12 protein-coding genes and 1 tRNA gene are annotated in these 18,323 nt (G+C 37.0%); 4 read left to right on the top strand and 9 right to left on the bottom strand.

Annotated features, from left to right (window positions below):
- Positions 1 to 4: 4 nt before the first annotated feature.
- The 3 genes from nrfD to ICJ84_RS14540 are packed head-to-tail and all read right to left on the bottom strand — an operon-like array spanning position 5 to position 5,910.
- Positions 5 to 1,453, bottom strand: coding sequence for an NrfD/PsrC family molybdoenzyme membrane anchor subunit (gene nrfD / locus ICJ84_RS14550; RefSeq protein WP_188217142.1), 1,449 nt, complete (start codon positions 1,451 to 1,453; stop codon positions 5 to 7).
- Between the two features lie 28 nt (positions 1,454 to 1,481).
- Positions 1,482 to 4,580: a TAT-variant-translocated molybdopterin oxidoreductase gene (locus ICJ84_RS14545; RefSeq protein ID WP_188217141.1), complete on the bottom strand. Its 3,099-nt coding sequence runs from the start codon at positions 4,578 to 4,580 to the stop codon at positions 1,482 to 1,484.
- Between the two features lie 34 nt (positions 4,581 to 4,614).
- The gene (locus tag ICJ84_RS14540) at positions 4,615 to 5,910 is read right to left on the bottom strand and encodes a c-type cytochrome (RefSeq protein WP_188217179.1); all 1,296 of its coding nucleotides are present in this window, start codon (positions 5,908 to 5,910) and stop codon (positions 4,615 to 4,617) included.
- Positions 5,911 to 6,125: 215 nt separating this feature from the next.
- Between ICJ84_RS14540 and ICJ84_RS14535 the strand changes: the two genes are divergently transcribed.
- Entirely contained in the window at positions 6,126 to 6,521 is a 396-nt protein-coding gene (locus tag ICJ84_RS14535; RefSeq protein WP_188217140.1) for an SPOR domain-containing protein, read from the top strand.
- Between the two features lie 134 nt (positions 6,522 to 6,655).
- Here the strand turns inward: ICJ84_RS14535 and infB are convergent, their stop codons facing one another.
- The 3 genes from infB to rimP are packed head-to-tail and all read right to left on the bottom strand — an operon-like array spanning position 6,656 to position 11,232.
- Entirely contained in the window at positions 6,656 to 9,493 is a 2,838-nt protein-coding gene (gene infB / locus ICJ84_RS14530; protein WP_188217139.1) for a translation initiation factor IF-2, read from the bottom strand.
- Between the two features lie 31 nt (positions 9,494 to 9,524).
- Positions 9,525 to 10,757, bottom strand: a complete 1,233-nt coding sequence (nusA, locus tag ICJ84_RS14525; RefSeq protein ID WP_188217138.1) for a transcription termination factor NusA — start codon at positions 10,755 to 10,757, stop codon at positions 9,525 to 9,527.
- A 13-nt stretch (positions 10,758 to 10,770) separates the two neighbouring features.
- On the bottom strand, positions 10,771 to 11,232 hold the full coding sequence (gene rimP / locus ICJ84_RS14520; protein ID WP_188217137.1) for a ribosome assembly cofactor RimP: 462 nt from the start codon (positions 11,230 to 11,232) through the stop codon (positions 10,771 to 10,773).
- Between the two features lie 225 nt (positions 11,233 to 11,457).
- Between rimP and ICJ84_RS14515 the strand changes: the two genes are divergently transcribed.
- The gene (locus ICJ84_RS14515) at positions 11,458 to 12,288 is read left to right on the top strand and encodes a universal stress protein (protein WP_188217136.1); all 831 of its coding nucleotides are present in this window, start codon (positions 11,458 to 11,460) and stop codon (positions 12,286 to 12,288) included.
- Between the two features lie 73 nt (positions 12,289 to 12,361).
- Here the strand turns inward: ICJ84_RS14515 and ICJ84_RS14510 are convergent.
- Positions 12,362 to 12,434 (bottom strand) — tRNA-Gln (locus tag ICJ84_RS14510).
- Between the two features lie 152 nt (positions 12,435 to 12,586).
- On the opposite strand from ICJ84_RS14510, the gene ICJ84_RS14505 reads away from it, so the two are divergent.
- Positions 12,587 to 15,898: a glycosyltransferase family 117 protein gene (locus tag ICJ84_RS14505; protein WP_188217135.1), complete on the top strand. Its 3,312-nt coding sequence runs from the start codon at positions 12,587 to 12,589 to the stop codon at positions 15,896 to 15,898.
- Positions 15,899 to 15,901: 3 nt separating this feature from the next.
- Positions 15,902 to 16,555 (top strand): polysaccharide deacetylase family protein, encoded by a 654-nt coding sequence (locus tag ICJ84_RS14500; RefSeq protein ID WP_188217134.1) that lies wholly within the window; start codon positions 15,902 to 15,904, stop codon positions 16,553 to 16,555.
- On the opposite strand, the gene ICJ84_RS14495 is transcribed toward ICJ84_RS14500, so the two are convergent.
- Positions 16,552 to 16,848 (bottom strand): thioredoxin family protein, encoded by a 297-nt coding sequence (locus ICJ84_RS14495; RefSeq protein ID WP_188217133.1) that lies wholly within the window; start codon positions 16,846 to 16,848, stop codon positions 16,552 to 16,554. The two genes, ICJ84_RS14500 and ICJ84_RS14495, sit on opposite strands and share 4 nt — an antisense overlap.
- Positions 16,849 to 17,027: 179 nt before the next feature.
- The gene (locus ICJ84_RS14490; RefSeq protein WP_188217132.1) at positions 17,028 to 18,263 is read right to left on the bottom strand and encodes a metallophosphoesterase; all 1,236 of its coding nucleotides are present in this window, start codon (positions 18,261 to 18,263) and stop codon (positions 17,028 to 17,030) included.
- Positions 18,264 to 18,323: the final 60 nt, after the last annotated feature.

Genomic DNA, 18,323 nt, shown 5'->3' with positions numbered 1-18,323 from the left:
ACGCTTAGTTTTTAGTGTTGTTAACGTTTCCAGAAGTTCTTTCATCTGCTCCTGTTCCTACTAAACTTCCTCCTGCTTCTCTGATTTTCTTGTAACGCTCACCAGATGATTTTAAGATCGTCTTAACCTCTGCCTGTGCAATTACCGGGAATGTTCTAGAGTATAATAAGAATAATACAAAGAAGAATCCGATAGTACCAACAAAGATTCCAATATCAACAAAAGTTGGTGAGAACATTGTCCAAGACGATGGTAAGTAATCACGGTGTAACGATGTTACGATAATTACGAAACGCTCGAACCACATTCCTATGTTTACCACAATAGAGATAAAGAATGAGAACATGATACTTGTTCTTAGCTTCTTGAACCACATGAACTGTGGAGAGAATACATTACAAGTCATCATCATCCAGTATGCCCACCAGTAAGGTCCTGTTGCTCTGTTTAAGAATGCATACTGCTCATATTCTACACCTGAATACCAAGCAATAAATAACTCAGTAATATAAGCCACACCTACGATAGAACCCGTAATCATAATTACAATGTTCATTAACTCGATGTGCTGTACTGTAATATAATCTTCTAAGTTACATACTTTACGCATAATGATAAGTAAAGTATTTACCATGGCGAATCCTGAGAATACCGCTCCAGCAACGAAGTATGGAGGGAAGATTGTTGTATGCCATCCTGGAATTACCGACGTAGCGAAGTCAAACGATACAATGGTGTGTACAGAAAGTACTAATGGAGTTGCTAAACCTGCAAGTACCAAAGATACTTCTTCAAAACGTTGCCAGTCTTTGGCACGACCTGTCCAACCAAAACTTAATAATGAATATATTTTCTTTTGGAATGGTTTAATAGCTCGATCTCTTAACATCGCGAAATCTGGTAATAAACCTGTCCACCAGAATACTAATGATACAGATAAATACGTAGAGATTGCAAATACGTCCCACAATAACGGCGAGTTAAAGTTTACCCATAACGAACCAAATTGATTCGGTATTGGTAATACCCAGTATCCTAACCATGGACGACCCATGTGAATAATCGGGAATAAACCTGCTTGCACTACCGAGAAGATAGTCATCGCTTCCGCAGAACGGTTAATCGCCATTCTCCATTTTTGACGGAATAATAAAAGTACTGCAGAAATAAGTGTTCCTGCATGACCAATACCAACCCACCAAACGAAGTTAGTAATATCCCAGGCCCAACCTACGGTTTTATTTAAACCCCAAGTTCCAATACCTGTAGATATGGTATAAATGATACATCCAAGTCCCCAAAGAAACGCTGCCAGTGAAATACCAAAAACTATCCACCATTGTTTGTTTGCCTTTCCTTCAACAGGTTTTGCTACATCGACTGTTACGTCGTGGTAAGACTTCTCTCCTGTAACTAAGGGTCTTCTAATAGGTGCTTCGTAATGAGACGCCATAATTATATAATTGATTCTTTAATTAGATTTATGCTTCAGTTGTATTTCTCACTTTAGTTTGATACATCACGTTTGGTTTTGTACCTACGTGCTCTAATAAGTGATACATACGGTTATCTTCTTTAAGTTTAGCAACTTTGCTCTCCTTATCGTTAATGTCTCCAAAAGTCATAGCTCCACTAGAACAAGCCGCAGAACATGCTGTTTGGAATTCACCATCCTTAATTACACGTCCGTCACGTTTAGCATCAAGAATTGTTTTTTGTGTCATTTGAATACACATAGAACATTTTTCCATAACACCACGAGAACGTACAACGACATCTGGATTTAATACCATACGACCTAAATCGTCATTCATGTGGTAATCGAACTCATCATTACCATTGTATAGGAACCAGTTGAAACGACGTACTTTGTAAGGACAGTTGTTAGCACAGTATCTCGTACCTACACAACGGTTATACGCCATGTGGTTCTGACCTTGACGACCATGTGAAGTTGCAGCCACAGGACATACAGTTTCACAAGGAGCGTGATTACAATGCTGACACATTACAGGTTGGAAAGCAACTTGTGGGTTTTCTGAAGCATGCTCCATTTCACCAAATTCACTTAATGAACTTCCTAAACCAGAAATGTTATCTTTCTTCTCATCATCACCTGCGAAAGATTCTTCAGATGAATAATATCTATCGATACGTAACCAGTGCATATCACGGCTACGACGTACTTCAGTTTTACCAACTACAGGTACATTGTTCTCTGCGTGACAAGCAATAACACAAGCCCCACATCCTGTACATGCATTTAAGTCGATTGATAAGTTAAAGTGATGACCAATTGAACGATCGAACTCATCCCATAAATCAACTTCAGGAGATGTTACCGGAGTCTCTTCGTGATTTAATGATACCACAGGAATAGCATTCCAGTATTTTTTATCTTTAGTATTGAAGATTTCTAAGGTCGTATCTTTAACGATATCACCACGTCCCATTAAGGTATTGTGTAACTGTACACATGCAAATTCGTGCTCACCAGCAGCAGCTTCAACAGTTACATTTTGTACGTTACTGAAGTTGTGGTATAATGTATAAGCATTGACACCTGTTTGCATTTCCTCTTTAATACCTTTTGTTTTACCATAACCAAATGATAAACCAACAGAACCTTTAGCCTGACCTGGTTGAATTAATACAGGAACAACTAATGATGTACCGTTAACGGTTACTTTAGCATAGCTTCCGTTTAAAGCTCCGTTAGCAACATGCTTGTTCATTAAACCTAAAGCCTCAGCATCCGCTTTTGAAACTGTTAAGTAGTTATCCCAAGACGTTCTTGTAATTGGATCTGGAAACTCTTGTAACCATGGGTTGTTAGCTTGTTGCCCATCACCCATACCTACTTTGGTATATAATGCTAATTCTAAACCTGAACCTTTAGCTGAAGCAGCTAAAGCACTTGCTGCAGCGTTAGATGGTTTTTCAACTTCGGTATTTTCAGTAGAAGCTTCAACAGTTGTTTCGATAATAACAGTTGTTGTTACAAACTGTCCATCGTGTAACGCTTGGTTAAATGACGCTCCGTTTAAAATATTAGCATTCCAAACCTCTTTAATGTAATCATTATACGCTACACTATTAGAAGTCCAGATTAATAAAGCTTCCTGAAATTGTCTTGTATCGAATAAAGGACGAATTGTTGGTTGCATTAATGCATAGTGTCCGTCTTTAATTTCTACATCTCCCCAAGACTCTAAATAATGAGGAGTTGCTGCGATGTACTGAGTTTCAGAAGCCGTTTCATCTTCTTTCATTGAGAAAGTAACAGATAATTCCGTCTTCTTTAATCCTTCTGCAAAATCAGCAGCATTTGGTAACGTATAAAGCGGGTTAACACCAGCCATAATGATTGCTGCTACTTTACATGCTTTCATATCGGCAACTAAATTTGCAACTTCTTTAGCATTACCTTGTCTTGTTTTAATAGCAACTTTAGCATCAAAAGCCTTACTTGCTAAAAACTCATTTATTTCTAGAACTACAGTTTGTGCATTTACATCTTGAATACCTGTAACTACAACCCCGTTTGATCCTGCTTTCTTTAATTGAGCAGCCGCCTTTTGAACAGCCTCATCAATATGAGCTGGTAATTCACCTCCAACGGCTCCACCAACTACATAACTATATAATTTCGCTAAGGCAACTTTTTGCTGACTTGGTGTTAAAGGCACACGTTTATCAGCATTAGCACCCGTTAACGACATGTTAGATTCAAACTGTATGTGACGAGACATTTTACCGTGGTTAGGCACTTTGTTCTTAGCATAGCCAGAATCAAATCCACCACCTTGCCAGTCACCTAAGAAATCAGCTCCAACAGAAACAATAGTCATCGCTTTAGAGAAATCGTAACCTGCTAAGGCACGTTTGCCATATTTAGCCTGGAACGCATCTAAAGCAGCAGATTCTGATACCGCATCATACACTACATGTTGCACGTTACCATAAGTCTCTTTAAAGCTTGCAATTAATTTATCTGTAGAAGGGCTCGCAAAAGTTTGTGTTAATAAAACAATCTTCTTGTTAGCCGCTTTTAACTCATTTAACTTTTTAGTCGTATCTGCATCGAAATCACCCCAAGAGATAGCATTACCATCTTTTTTAGGACCTTGTACTCTTAAACTATCATACAATCCTAAAACCGAAGCATTCACTCTGGCATTAGCGCCACCGTTAGTAGCTGCCAAAGTATTATTTTCAATCTTAATTGGACGACCTTCACGTGTTTTCACTAAAACACTAGCAAAATCGAAACCATCGGCGATAGTTGTCGCGTAGTAGTTAGCAACACCAGGAATAATTTCCTCTGGTTGTACTACATAAGGAATCGACTTAACTACAGGACCTTCACAGGCAGCTAATGAAGCCGCAGCTGTACTGAATCCTACATATTTTAAGAAATCGCGACGCGTTGTAGAACTAGACTCTAATGTATTTTTATCACCTAAAAATTCATCTGTAGGAATCTCACTTACAAACTCGTTTTGTTTTAGCGTCTCAACAATAGAGCTATTTCCGTTTAGCTCTTCAACACTTTTCCAGTATTTCTTGTTTGATGACATATTATATAATTGAATTACTTCTTATTAAATTTTATTAATAGTGGCATTTTCCACATTCTAAACCACCCATTTGTGCTGCTGTAAGTTTTTCTACGCCGTACTTTTTAGATAATTCTTCGTGAATTTTCTCGTAGTAAGCGTTGTCTTCTACCTTAACATTTGTGGTTCTGTGACAATCAATACACCATCCCATTGTTAAAGGCGCATGTTGGTACATAACCTCCATAGTTTCAACTGGACCGTGACATGTTTGACACTCTACTCCAGCTACAGAAACGTGCTGAGAGTGATTAAAGTAAACAAAGTCTGGTAAATTGTGAATACGAACCCATTTCACCGGCTGCGAATCACCTGTATATTTTTGGTTGGCATCATCCCAACCTGCTGCTGCATATAATTTTTTGATTTGATCATCATAGAACTCCTTAGTGTACTCTGCACTAGTTTCACCGTTATACTCATAAATAGATTTATGACAGTTCATACAAACATTAACAGAAGGAATTCCTGAAGTTTTACTTACACGAGCTGAAGAGTGACAGTATTTACAATCGATACCGTTATCACCAGCGTGAATTTTGTGTGAGAAGTGAATTGGTTGAACCGGCTGATAGCCTTGATCAATACCAACCTGCATTAAATATCCGTAAATAAAGTAAGCACCGGCAAGCAATAAAAAGATTGCAGACACTAACATTAAGAATTGATTCTTAACAAAAGCTTTCCACAATGGCATTCTTTTAGTTTCTTCTGGCAACTCAACACCTTGAGCTTCAGCAAAACGACGTAACGTTTTGTTAACTAAAACTAAACCTACTGCTAAAAGCGCAAATAACACAGCAAGCGCTGCTAACACTAACTCGTTAGACACACCTCCTGTTGTCGCTCCTGCCTCTGCACCAGTTCCTGCTGCAGCTACAGCCGTAGGCGCCTCCTTTTTAACCTCTGCGGTATACGCTAAGATATCATCAATATCTTTTTCAGACAATTGAGGAAAAGCGGTCATGGCTGCTCCAGCATACTCATTGTATACTTTGTTCGCATAAGCATCACCAGACTTGATTAAACCAGAACTGTTATGAACCCAATCATAAATCCAAGCTCTGTCAAGCCCTTGCTCATCTGCTAAACGCGCCTCAACATTTCGAAGCGCTGGCCCTGTCATCTTCTTGTCTAATTGGTGACATGCAGCACAATTCGCATTAAATAATGATTTTCCTTTTGCTGGATCTCCTTCCTGAGCAGAAAGGGACGCGGTAAAGACTAATAAAATAATTAAACCTAAACCAAGTATGTTCTTGCTTAATTTACGGTGAATCACCTTTTTCATATTGTTGGTTATATTAACTTCTAAACTTTGGTATGGTTTTTTCATACAATAATTTAAAAAAAACGCAGTTATAAAATCTCTCGCAAAAGTAACATTTAAACTCGTATCTAGAAATGTTAGATAAGCGTTAATTGTTAATTTAGAGGGATTCTAAATAATGAAATTAGCCCTAATTTTACATTATTACGTATACATTTGCATAAACCCAATATAAAATGAAACCTTTGAAATTAAAAATCAAGCTATTAAGTCTTTTTTGCTTCGTAATAACCTCTGGTTTTTGTTATGCGCAGCAAGGCAATGTGACTATAAATCAAGATAAAAACATTCCTACATTGCTTAGTTTAAAGAAGCAAATTAACAGTAGTGAAAACGATTCTGAGAGATATAGAATCCAAATTTATTCGGGTAACCGAGCCAAAGCAGAGTCTACTCAAACGGAATTTACAAACCTTTTTCCTGACTGGCGAGCTTCTATTCAATATGAAACACCAAATTTCAAAATCTGGGCTGGTAATTTCAGAACGCGTTTGGAAGCTGACAGAGCTCTGAAAAAAATTAAAACAGAATTCCCTACAGCTTTTATTTTCAAACCTAAAAAGTCCAGTTAATCAGTAATCAAAACTTATATAAAAAGCGACCTTTTTAGGTCGCTTTTTTATTGAATGTCATTCGATTATTCATTGTCTTAAAACATAAAAAAGGCGCTTATCTCCATAAGCGCCTTTTCATTTATTATTAAGCTTTATTTAAGCTTTTTCTTAACTTCAACTTCGTGGAATGCTTCAATAATATCGCCTTCTTTGATATCATTGTAATTCTTGATTTGCATACCACAGTCGTAACCTTTAGCTACTTCCTTAACATCATCTTTGAAACGTTTAAGAGAGGCCAATTCTCCTGTATAAACAACTACTCCATCTCTAATGATACGAACACCAGAACTTCTAAAGATTTTACCATTCGTTACCATACATCCGGCTATGCTACCAATTTTAGATACTTTGAAGATTTCTCTAATCTCTGCAGTACCAGTAACCTCTTCTTTGAACTCTGGAGACAGCATGCCTTCCATCGCATCTTTAAGATCGTTAATTGCATCGTAAATAATTGAGTAGGTTCTAATATCGATTTCTTCTCTATCTGCCGTTGCACGAGCATTTCCTACAGGGCGCACGTTAAATCCGATAATTATCGCATCTGAAGCCGAAGCTAATAACACGTCACTCTCTGTAATTGCTCCAACTCCTTTATGTAAGATGTTCACCTGAATTTCCTCAGTTGATAATTTCTGGAACGAATCGGTAAGTGCTTCAACAGAACCATCCACGTCACCTTTAAGGATAATGTTTAATTCTTTAAAGTCTCCTAAGGCGATACGACGACCAATCTCATCAAGTGTGATGTGACGTTGGGTACGTACTGACTGCTCACGTTGTAATTGAGATCGTTTGGCTGCAATTTGTTTTGCTTCGCGCTCATCTTCGAAAACGCTGAATTTGTCACCTGCCTGTGGTGCACCATCTAAACCTAAGATTGATACCGGAGTAGACGGACCAGCTTCAACAATATCGTTACCACGCTCGTCGTGCATGGCTTTTACTTTTCCACTGTTTTTACCAGCTAAAACGTAATCTCCAACTCTTAAAGTTCCAGCCTGAACTAATACCGTTGCTACATACCCTCGACCTTTATCAAGGAAGGCTTCAACAACTGTACCCACAGCCGGTTTGTTAGGATTTGCTTTAAGCTCTAATAACTCCGCTTCAAGTAATACTTTTTCTAATAATTCTTTAACACCGGTTCCCATTTTAGCAGAAATATCGTGTGATTGAATTTTACCACCCCAATCTTCAACTAAAAGGTTCATGTTTGCCAATCCTTCTTTAATTTTATCAGGATTCGCTGTCGGCTTATCTATTTTATTAATCGCGAATACAATTGGAACACCCGCTGCCTGCGCATGAGAAATCGCCTCTTTTGTTTGTGGCATGATATCATCATCGGCTGCTGCAACAATAATAGCAATATCGGTAACCTGAGCTCCACGAGCACGCATTGCTGTAAAGGCCTCGTGACCCGGTGTATCTAAGAATGCTATTTTTTGTCCGCCATCTAATTCGACACCATAGGCTCCAATATGCTGTGTAATTCCTCCAGACTCACCTGCGATTACATTTTCCTTACGGATGTAATCTAAAAGCGATGTCTTACCGTGGTCTACGTGACCCATTACCGTTACAATCGGTGCTCTTGGTTTTAAATCTTCTTCTTTATCTTCTACAACTTCAATTGATTCTTCAATATCAGCCGTTACGAATTCTACCTGATAACCAAATTCATCAGCAACAATAGATAAAGTTTCTGCATCTAAACGTTGGTTCATGGTTACCATCATACCTAGTGACATACATGCCGAGATGATTTGCGTTACCGGAACATCCATCATAGTTGCAACTTCGTTTGCTGTAACAAACTCGGTTACCTTAAGGATTTTGCTTTCTGCAGCTTCCTGTAACAACTCTTTCTGAGTTTGATCTCTGTGCTGATCTCTTTTATCTCTACGGTATTTAGCGCCTTTACCTTTAGCTGATTTTCCTTGAAGTTTTTCAAGTGTTTCTCGCACTTGCTTTTTAACATCTTCTTCGCTAGGGTCTTCCTTAATAATAGGACGTCTGGCTTTGTTACCACCTTTATTAAAACGATCGTTTGGTCTGTTAGTATTTCCTCGGTTATCACCACCCTGACCTGGCTGTCCTGGCTGGTTTGGTCCTCCAGCTTTACTTATACGACGACGTTTTTTCTTGTTGGCATCAGCACCACTAGGCTTGTTATCGGCTTTTTTATCTTCCTTCTTCTTCTTAGGTTTATTAAATTGAGATAAGTCAATTTTATCACCTGCGATTTTAGGACCGGTAAGTTTTTGGTACTGTGTTTTTACCTTCTCTTCTGCAACGATTTCTCCGTTTTCGTTAGTCACAAGGGTTTTCTCTACTTCAGGACCTTTATTTTCTTTAGGTTTGTGCTCTGTTACAGGCTTAGAAGGTTCTACTTTAGGTTTCTCCTCTTCTTTAGGTGCTTGTACAGGTGCTTCTGCTTTAACTTCTGGTTTTGCCACTTCTTCCTTAGAAACTTCGGTTTTTACAGGCTCTTCTTTAGGAGCTTCAACCTTTGGTTCTTCTTGTTTTGGTGGTTCTGGTGTTTCAGCCTGAGGTGTTTCAGTAGGCTTTTTAGGTTCTAAATCTATCTTACCTACCTGCTTAGGACCAGAAAGTATTTTAGTGGCTTTTACAATTTCTTCCTTTCTAGCTGCCTCTTTTTGTTTTTCTTCAAGTTCACGCTCACGTTGCTCTCGCAGCACCTCTTTTTCTTTCTGCTTAGCCTCACTAACCTCTTTAGATGCTACTTTTTTGTTTGCATCTACCTGAAATTCACTAGAAAGCACATTGTAGACTTCCTGAGAAATTTTAGTGGTTGGTCGTTTCTCTATTTCGATACCTTTAGAATCTAAAAACTCCACGGCACGATCTAAAGAAATATTCAGCTCGCGTAATACTTTATTTAATCTAATTGTTTCAGCCATAAATTGCCTTTAAAATACTCAAATATATATGTTATTCTTCGAATTCTTCTCTTAAAATTCTAATAACTTCTTTAATTGTTTCTTCTTCTAAATCGGTACGTTTTACTAAATCTTTAACATCCTCTTCCAAGATACTTTTTGCTGTATCTAATCCAACTCTGCTAAATTCTTCAATAATCCATCCTTCTATTTCATCTGAGAACTCGCTTAATTCAACGTCTTCCTCAGCACCTTCTCTAAACACATCGATATCGTAACCGGTTAACTGACCAGCTAAACGGATATTATGACCACCTCTACCAATCGCTTTACTTACTTCCTCTGGCTTTAAGATAACCTCTGCTCGTTTGTTTTCTTCATCGATTTTGATAGAAGTTACTCTCGCAGGACTTAATGCTCTGGTAATGTATAATTGTAAGTTATTAGTATAATTAATAACATCGATATTTTCATTTCCTAATTCACGAACGATACCATGAATTCTTGATCCTTTCATACCTACACAAGCTCCAACAGGATCGATTCTGTCATCATAAGAATCTACCGCTACTTTCGCTTTTTCTCCTGGAATTCTTACAACATTTTTAATTGTAATTAAACCGTCGAATACCTCAGGAATTTCTTGTTCGAAAAGTTTCTCTAAGAATGAAGGCGCTGTTCTAGACATGATAATGGTTGGTTTCGCACCTTTAAGCTCCACACTATCAATAACACCTCTTACGTTATCTCCTTTTCTAAAGAAATCTGAAGGAATTTGTTTTTCTTTTGGTAATACAATTTCGTTACCTTCATCATCTAACAAAATAACTGCTCTGTGACGAATATGGTGCACTTCGGCAGTATATATTTCACCTACCAAGTCTTTAAATTGTTTAAAAACTATAGTATTGTCATGTTCGTGAATTTTTGAAATTAAATTTTGGCGTAATGCTAAAATAGCACGTCGTCCTAAATCTATAAGCTTTACTTCTTCTGACACGTCTTCACCTACCTCAAAATCCGGTTCAATTTTACGAGCTTCAGTTAATGAAATCTCCTGATTTGGATCTTCAACCTCGCCATCAGCAACCACAACTCTGTTTCTCCAGATCTCTAAATCTCCTTTATCAGGGTTTACAATAATATCGAAATTATCATCATCACCATATTTCTTCTTTAAGGCACTTCTAAAAACTTCCTCTAAAATCGCCATTAACGTAACACGGTCAATTAGCTTATCGTCTTTGAATTCTGAAAAAGATTCAATTAACGCGATATTCTCCATAACTCTTATTGAATTAAAATTTAATCATAACTTTTGCTTCTACAATATCCTCGTAAGCGATAGTCGCTTGTTTAGTTACAGTTACTTTACCTTTACCTACTGGCTTAGGCTCTCTAACTTTCCACTCTAATATTATATCTGTGTCGGTGGCTTGAGCAAGTGTGCCTTCAAACTTCTCTGAAGCTGTTCTTACTTTCAGGTCTCTATTCAGATTCTTTTTATACTGTCTTTTATTTACCAATGGTGATGCTGCTCCTGCCGACATAACTTCTAAAGAAAAATCATGTTCTTCTCTGTCAATATTATGCTCGATGGCACGACTTACAAACATACAATCTTCAACCAACACGCCATTATCGCCATCAATCACAATTTTAATATGATTATCACTGCCAATGGTAAACTCGATTAAAAACAAGTCTGAGCGTTCTTCCAACGCTGCATCTAGTAAATTTTTTACGGTTTCTTTAAACATTTTTTATTATAAAAAGAGGGGACTCCATGTCCCCTCGTTCTTAATTTCGCCTTTCAACGCTGCAAATATATAACATTTTATTGATTTTTAAAGGAATATTTCATAAATTTAGATGTAGACGGTATGTGTAACAAGCAAATTAAAATCACTAAATTCATACCATATTTATTAAAAATCAAACAACGATAACACCCATAAAACTCAAAATATTAAACCACAAAACCAATGAAAAAAATTCTTGTCCCTACCGATTTTTCAACCGAAGCTGAGAACGCCTTAAAAGTTGCCGCACAACTGGCAAAAAAGCACAATTGCGAACTTCACCTCCTACATATTCTTGAAATACCATTACATCAAGTAGACCCCATTAGTGGATTCAGCGAATTGCCTGAGGCTCTATTTTTTATGAAACTGGCTCACAAACAATTTACCGAACTTAGAGAAAAAAATTATTTAAAGGATATTAAAATTCAGGAACACGTAGAATTTCACGAAATCTTTAAAGGCGTTTTTCATGTTTGCAAAAAACAACACATCGATTTAGTGATTATGGGATCAAGCGGCGCCAACGGTTTAAAAGAAATTTTTATTGGCAGCAATACCGAAAAAGTGGTCCGCACATCAGAAACACCCGTTTTAGTTATTAAAAATGAGCACAATAATTTTAGTGTGGATAACATGGTTTATGCCTCAGACTTTGAAACCGATAGTCAAAGTGCTTTTGAAAGCGCTGTTAGTTTTGCCAAATTATTTCAAAGCAAACTTCATTTAATAATGGTAAACACCCCGAATTATTTCATCACAACCGAAGAAGCTAACGCGAAAATTGAACATTTCACCAAAGATTTCAATTTAAAAGACTACACCACAATCATATATAATGATGCCAGTGTTGAAAGCGGGATTTTAAATTATGCCAAATCCATTTCAGCAGATTTAATTGGCATTAGCACTCACGGCCGAAAAGGACTGTCTCATTTCTTCAACGGGAGCATTAGTGAAGATCTGGTTAATCACGCCAACAGACCAATTATCACCTTTAAAACCAAGGAGTAAACAATAAATCAAATCCTTAAATTTACAACATAAAAAAATCCTAACCTTATTAGATTAGGATTTTGCAATTTTGTTGGCCTACTAGGGCTCGAACCTAGACTCTTCTGGACCAAAACCAGACGTGTTGCCAGTTACACCATAGGCCAATGCTTGATTGCGGGTGCAAATTTATAACAAAGTTTGGTTTCTGCAAGTTTTTTTTAAAAAAATTTTCATTCCTTCCTTAACGTTTACTTAAAAAGGTAACGAATACCATATTTATTATTAAATTCGCCTTCATAAAAATAAAGAAAAATTCATGACCAATTTCAACTTTAAGAAGTGGAACACCATTTTAGGATGGTTTACTTTTTTAATTGCTCTTATCACATACACCCTAACTACCGAGCCTACTGTAAGTTTCTGGGATGCCGGAGAATATATTTTAACCTCTGCTAAATTACAGGTAGGTCACCCTCCAGGAGCCCCTTTATTTCAAATGCTAGGTGCCTTTTTTTCTATGTTTGCTCTGGAGCCATCTCAGGTTGGTTTCATGATGAATATGATGAGTGCAATTTCAAGTGCTTTCACTATTTTATTCATGTTCTGGACCATTACTTTATTATTAAAAAAATTAGTAGGTAATAACAAACCGTTAAGCCAGAATAACGCTTTAGCTATTTTAGGAAGTGCTTTGGTTGGCAGTTTAGCCTTTACCTTTACCGATTCATTTTGGTTTAATGCAGTTGAAACCGAAGTTTATGCCATGGCAACTTTAATTATGTCTGTGTTGTTCTGGTTAGGTTTACGCTGGGAACAAGACATGGATAAACCAAGAGGCAACCGTTGGTTAATTTTAATCTCCTTTATCATTGGTCTTTCTTTTGGAGTTCACTTTATGGGATTATTAACAATCCCTGCCATAGGTTTAATCTACTACTTTAAAAATTACAAAACCACAACTATTAAAAACTTCATCGTTGCAAATATTGCATCGGTAGCTGTTTTATTATTTGTCTTTAAATTATTAGCACCTAATATTCTTAAAATATTTAGTGCTTCCGAAATATTCTTTATTAACACTATTGGCTTACCGTTTAACTCAGGAACTATCATTGCTGGTATTGCTTTGGTTGCTCTTATCTATTATGGCTTAAAATACACCAAAACTAAAGGCTATGTACATTTAAATACCACGGTACTTTGCTTAACGTTTGTTATTGTTGGATTCTCGACCTGGTTAATGCTTCCTATACGTGCTAACGCCAACACGGTAATTAACGAAAATAATCCATCTAGTGCACGTGAGTTATTGGCATATTACAACTTAGAACAGTATCCTGAAACCCATTTGTTTTACGGACCACAGTTTACCGACCAATATGCTTTTCTTGATGAAAACAACCCGTATGTAGACGACAAACCTAAATACGAAAAAGACGAAGAAAAAGGAAAATATGTTATTGTTAACGACTACAAAAATGCAAAACAAAACTATAATTCTAAGCATGCTTCCTACTTACCGCGTATGTGGAGTGCAGAACATGCCGAAAACTATATGATGTTCACCGGGTTTTTAAATTTCAAATTAAAAGCCGAACATCAAATGGATAACCAGCTACGCAGTGCCGTTAATCAGTTTAAAAATGATGTAGCACAAGGCAATGTAGACCGTGAAGGCTACAACACCTTTTTAAAGCGTTTTAAAAGTTATATTGATATTGAAAAGCCAAGTTTAGCCGATAACATCAAATACATGTTCCAATACCAATTGGGTTATATGTACTGGCGTTATTTTATGTGGAACTTCTCCGGAAGACAAGACGACATCCAAGGAAAATACGACAACCACGGTAACTGGATTACAGGCATTAAACCTTTAGATGAAAAACTTCTTGGTTTATCGCAAGACAATCTGCCAAGCGATGTAAAAAACAATAAAGCAAGAAACACCTATTACTTACTACCCTTTTTATTAGGTTTAGTTGGTTTCTTCTTTTTATTCAATAAAGACAAAAAAGTTTTCTGGACGATGTTAGTCTTCTTCCTGTTTACAGGTGTTGCTATTCAGGTGTACACCAATGTACGTCCGTTTGAACCAAGAGAACGCGACTATTCGGTAGTAGGCTCATTCTACGTGTTCGCGCTTTGGATTGGTTTCGGAGTTTATGCCATTTACGACGCCGTTAAAAAATTAGCCCCTTCAAAATTCACCGCTCCCGCTATAACTATTGCTTGTTTAATTTTAGTACCGGGTATTATGGCTGGTAACAATTGGGATGATCACGACCGCTCAGGAAAATACACTGCCAACTCTATGGCTAAAATGTATTTGGACTCTTGCGAGGAAAACGGCATTTTATTCACCATTGGTGATAACGATACGTTTGCCCTTTGGTACGCTCAGGAAATTGAAGGCTACCGTACCGATGTTCGTGTGGTAAACACCAGTTTATTCCAAACCGACTGGTACATCGACCAAATGAAACGTCAAGCTTACGAGAGCGAACCTATTCCTTCACAATTAAAACATGCCAATTACCAATACGGAACGAATGACTATATAGTTATTGAAGAAGTTATTCCTGACACTTTAATGGTAAAACAGTTTTTAGATTTTGTAGCCAGCGATAACCCTAAAACCAAATACAAATACGTTTTACAACAAAACAATATCGACCTATCTCAGGTTCGACGTCAGGATTTAAATGCTACTTATTTACCAACACGTCATTTACGTCTTCCAGTAAACAAAGAAAACGCTTTAAAATCGGGGATTGTTAAACCAAAAGATGCCGATAAAATTGTTCCCTATATCGATCTTACAATTACCGGTAACGCCCTTTATAAAAACCGTTTATTGATGTTAGATGTTATTGCTAACAACGACTGGAAACGCCCTATTTATTTCACTGGTGGAAGTTTTGGTGACGACGATTACATCTGGATGAAAGACTATTTACAATTAGATGGTTTATGCTACAAATTAGTACCTATTAGAACACCTATCGATAAATCGAATCCGTTTGACATGGGGCGTGTAGATAGTGAATTGATGTACGAAAAAGTGAAAAACTGGTATTGGGGTAATAGCGGAAGTCCTGATATTTACCACGATCCTGAAACGCGCAAAAACTCTATTACCTATAGAAGTAATTTAGCCCGTTTAATCGAGCAATTATTAAATGAAAACAAACTGAAGAAAGCTGAAGAAATAGCAGATATCGCTATGACTAACATGCCGGTAGAACATTTCGGTTATTACACCTTATTGGAACCTTATATTAGCGCATACTACGAAGTAGGGAATAAGGAAAAAGCAGAAAACTTATTCAAACAGGTTGCTAAAAAATATCAGGAGAATTTAACCTATTACAGTAGTTTGTCTGTGGATAGTCAAAACAGAATGTTTGAAGAAATTTATACCGATATTCAGCGTTATAAAGCACTAGTAGATGTGTTGGTAAAATACGACCCTGAGTTCGCTGAAACGGAAGGCGATATTTTCAACAACCACTTAATGTTGTTCAAACATTTTTACGGTAATCAAGCCGATGAAGATGCTTATTCTCCAGACGAAGAAGACAGCACCTTTAGTCCACAAGACAGTAGTGCTGATATCTTAGATTAATCCATGCCAACCTCGTTTGTAAAAATACCTGTAGTTATTAAAAAGATGTTCCCAAACTATGTTTGGGACATCACAACTACAGACAAAGTTATTTACCTCACCTTTGATGACGGTCCAACACCTGAAATCACCAACTGGACCTTACAAACACTCAGAAAGCACAATGCTAAAGCTACGTTTTTCTGCATAGGAAACAATATTGAAAAGCACCCTGAAATTTTTCAAAATATTCTAAAGGAAGGTCATACTATAGGCAATCACACGCACAACCATTTAAGAGGCTGGAAAACCTCACTTCAGGATTACTTAGAAAATATAAAACAGGCACAAACTACTATTGAAGAACACAAATTAGAGGGCATACCTCTAACCATAAACCTGTTTAGACCTCCTTACGGCAAACTAAAACCTAAGCAAGGTAAGCAACTATTATCCTTAGGCTATAAAATTATTATGTGGGATATTATTTCGTTCGATTGGGATAAAGACATCCCCGAAGACGTTTGCTTAGAAAATGTGATTTCTAAAACTAAAAGCGGAAGTATTGTGGTTTTTCATGACAGCCTTAAAGCGGCAAAAAACATGCAATATGCCTTACCAAAAGTATTGAAACACTTTACAGAAAAAGGTTATCGCTTCGAGGCTATTCCGTATTAAATATATTGCTGAACAATACCAATAAGGGTATTAGCGTCCTGTTCTCCACTCTGACGCCATTTCATTTCGCCCCCTTTATAGATAATTAATGTTGGTATAGCTTTCACGCGTAAAGCTTCTGCGAGTTCTCCGTTTTTTTCAACGTCAATCTTAATCACCTTTGCTTTATCGCCCAATGCTGCAGCAACATCTCTTAATACAGCGTGCATTGTAGAAGACTGCTCATTCCAATCTGTAAAAAAATCTAATAAGACCGGAATTTCTACATCAATAAGTTCCCCAAATTTTGACATACTTTATTGTTTATGAGTCAAATATACTATTACAAACCTACACATTTTTTTCATATTACGAATATTCGTATAGCTTTATCACACATTTAACAATGCCTAATTATAAAAATACGCAATTTCTTTAGGAAATACAACATTTCATTGACAATCGAAATATTGCTTCTGGTAGCTGATTAACTTTAAGCGGTAGCCGTACCCTTTTTCAATTCAATAACAGTAATTTCAGGCCATATACCAACACGTCCAGGAAATGCCAAATAGCCAAACCCGCGATTCACATTAAGATATTGTCCCATTTCATTATACATTCCCGCCCAGTATTTATAACGCCATTTAGCCGGACTCCATTTAAACCAACCTGGAATTTCAATACCAAACTGCATACCGTGTGTATGTCCGCTTAGCGTTAAATGATAATGATAGTCATCGTCTTTCACTTTCTTTTCCCAGTGTGTCGGGTCGTGACTCATTAAAATTTTAAAATCGTTGGCATGCACATCTTTAACAGCTTTCTTTAAATCACCTGCTTTCTTAAAACCACCGGTTCCCCAGTTTTCCACACCAACAATAGCCAATCGTTGTCCGTAGCGCTCAATAAATCTACTTTCATTAAGCAATAAATCGAAACCTATTTCTTTTTGATGAGTTTTTAAATCTTCAAGATTCTGATGTTTTGCAGCTTCAGAATCCCAAGTTACATAATCGCCATAATCATGGTTTCCTAAAACGGAATACAATCCGTCTTTTGCTTTTAACTTTCCGAAGATACCGAGATAAGGTTTCAACTCTTCCGCCTTATTATTTACCATATCACCTGTAAATAATATCACATCGCTTTCCTGTTCGTTAATCAGGTTAATTGCGTAATCAACTTTATCAATATCATCAAAACTTCCGGAGTGAATATCACTTACCTGAGTCACCTTATAACCATCAAAAGCATCTGGCAAATCGTCAAAAGTTAAGGTGTATTTTAAAACTTTAAAGTTGTATTTTCCTTTGTAAATACCATAAATGATTGACGCAAACGGAATCGCCGCAACACCCAAAGCAATTTTACTTATAAACTGACGACGCGAAGCAAAATAATTACCTTCAGCTGAGCTGCCTTCAGTAAAGTATCTGTAAATCGCCTGCGGAACTCTAAACAAATCTTCACCCAACATAGCAATCAACACAATCATTTTAGGCACCAGTAATGCTATAAAGAATCCAAAAGCAAAGGCATGTCTGTGCGTAAAACCATCACTTCGATTAAAACCGTAGTAGTTGTAAACAAAATTACCGATAACCAATAGAGAAATAACCCAATATATAGCCTGAAGCCAATGGTTTCTGGTTACCGTTTTAAAGGCCTGAAAGGCATACAAATCGGCAATAATATAAATGATCAGGAAAATCGCCCAACGCAGCATAACTTATTTTTTTATCAAATATAACTCAATTTAAACAGTAAAATAAACCCTCAAATGGTT

This window comes from Aestuariibaculum suncheonense (assembly GCF_014596935.1).
GTDB lineage: Bacteria > Bacteroidota > Bacteroidia > Flavobacteriales > Flavobacteriaceae > Aestuariibaculum > Aestuariibaculum suncheonense.
The sequence above is the reverse complement of the archived record's forward strand: the minus strand, read 5'-3'. Positions and strand labels throughout refer to the sequence as shown.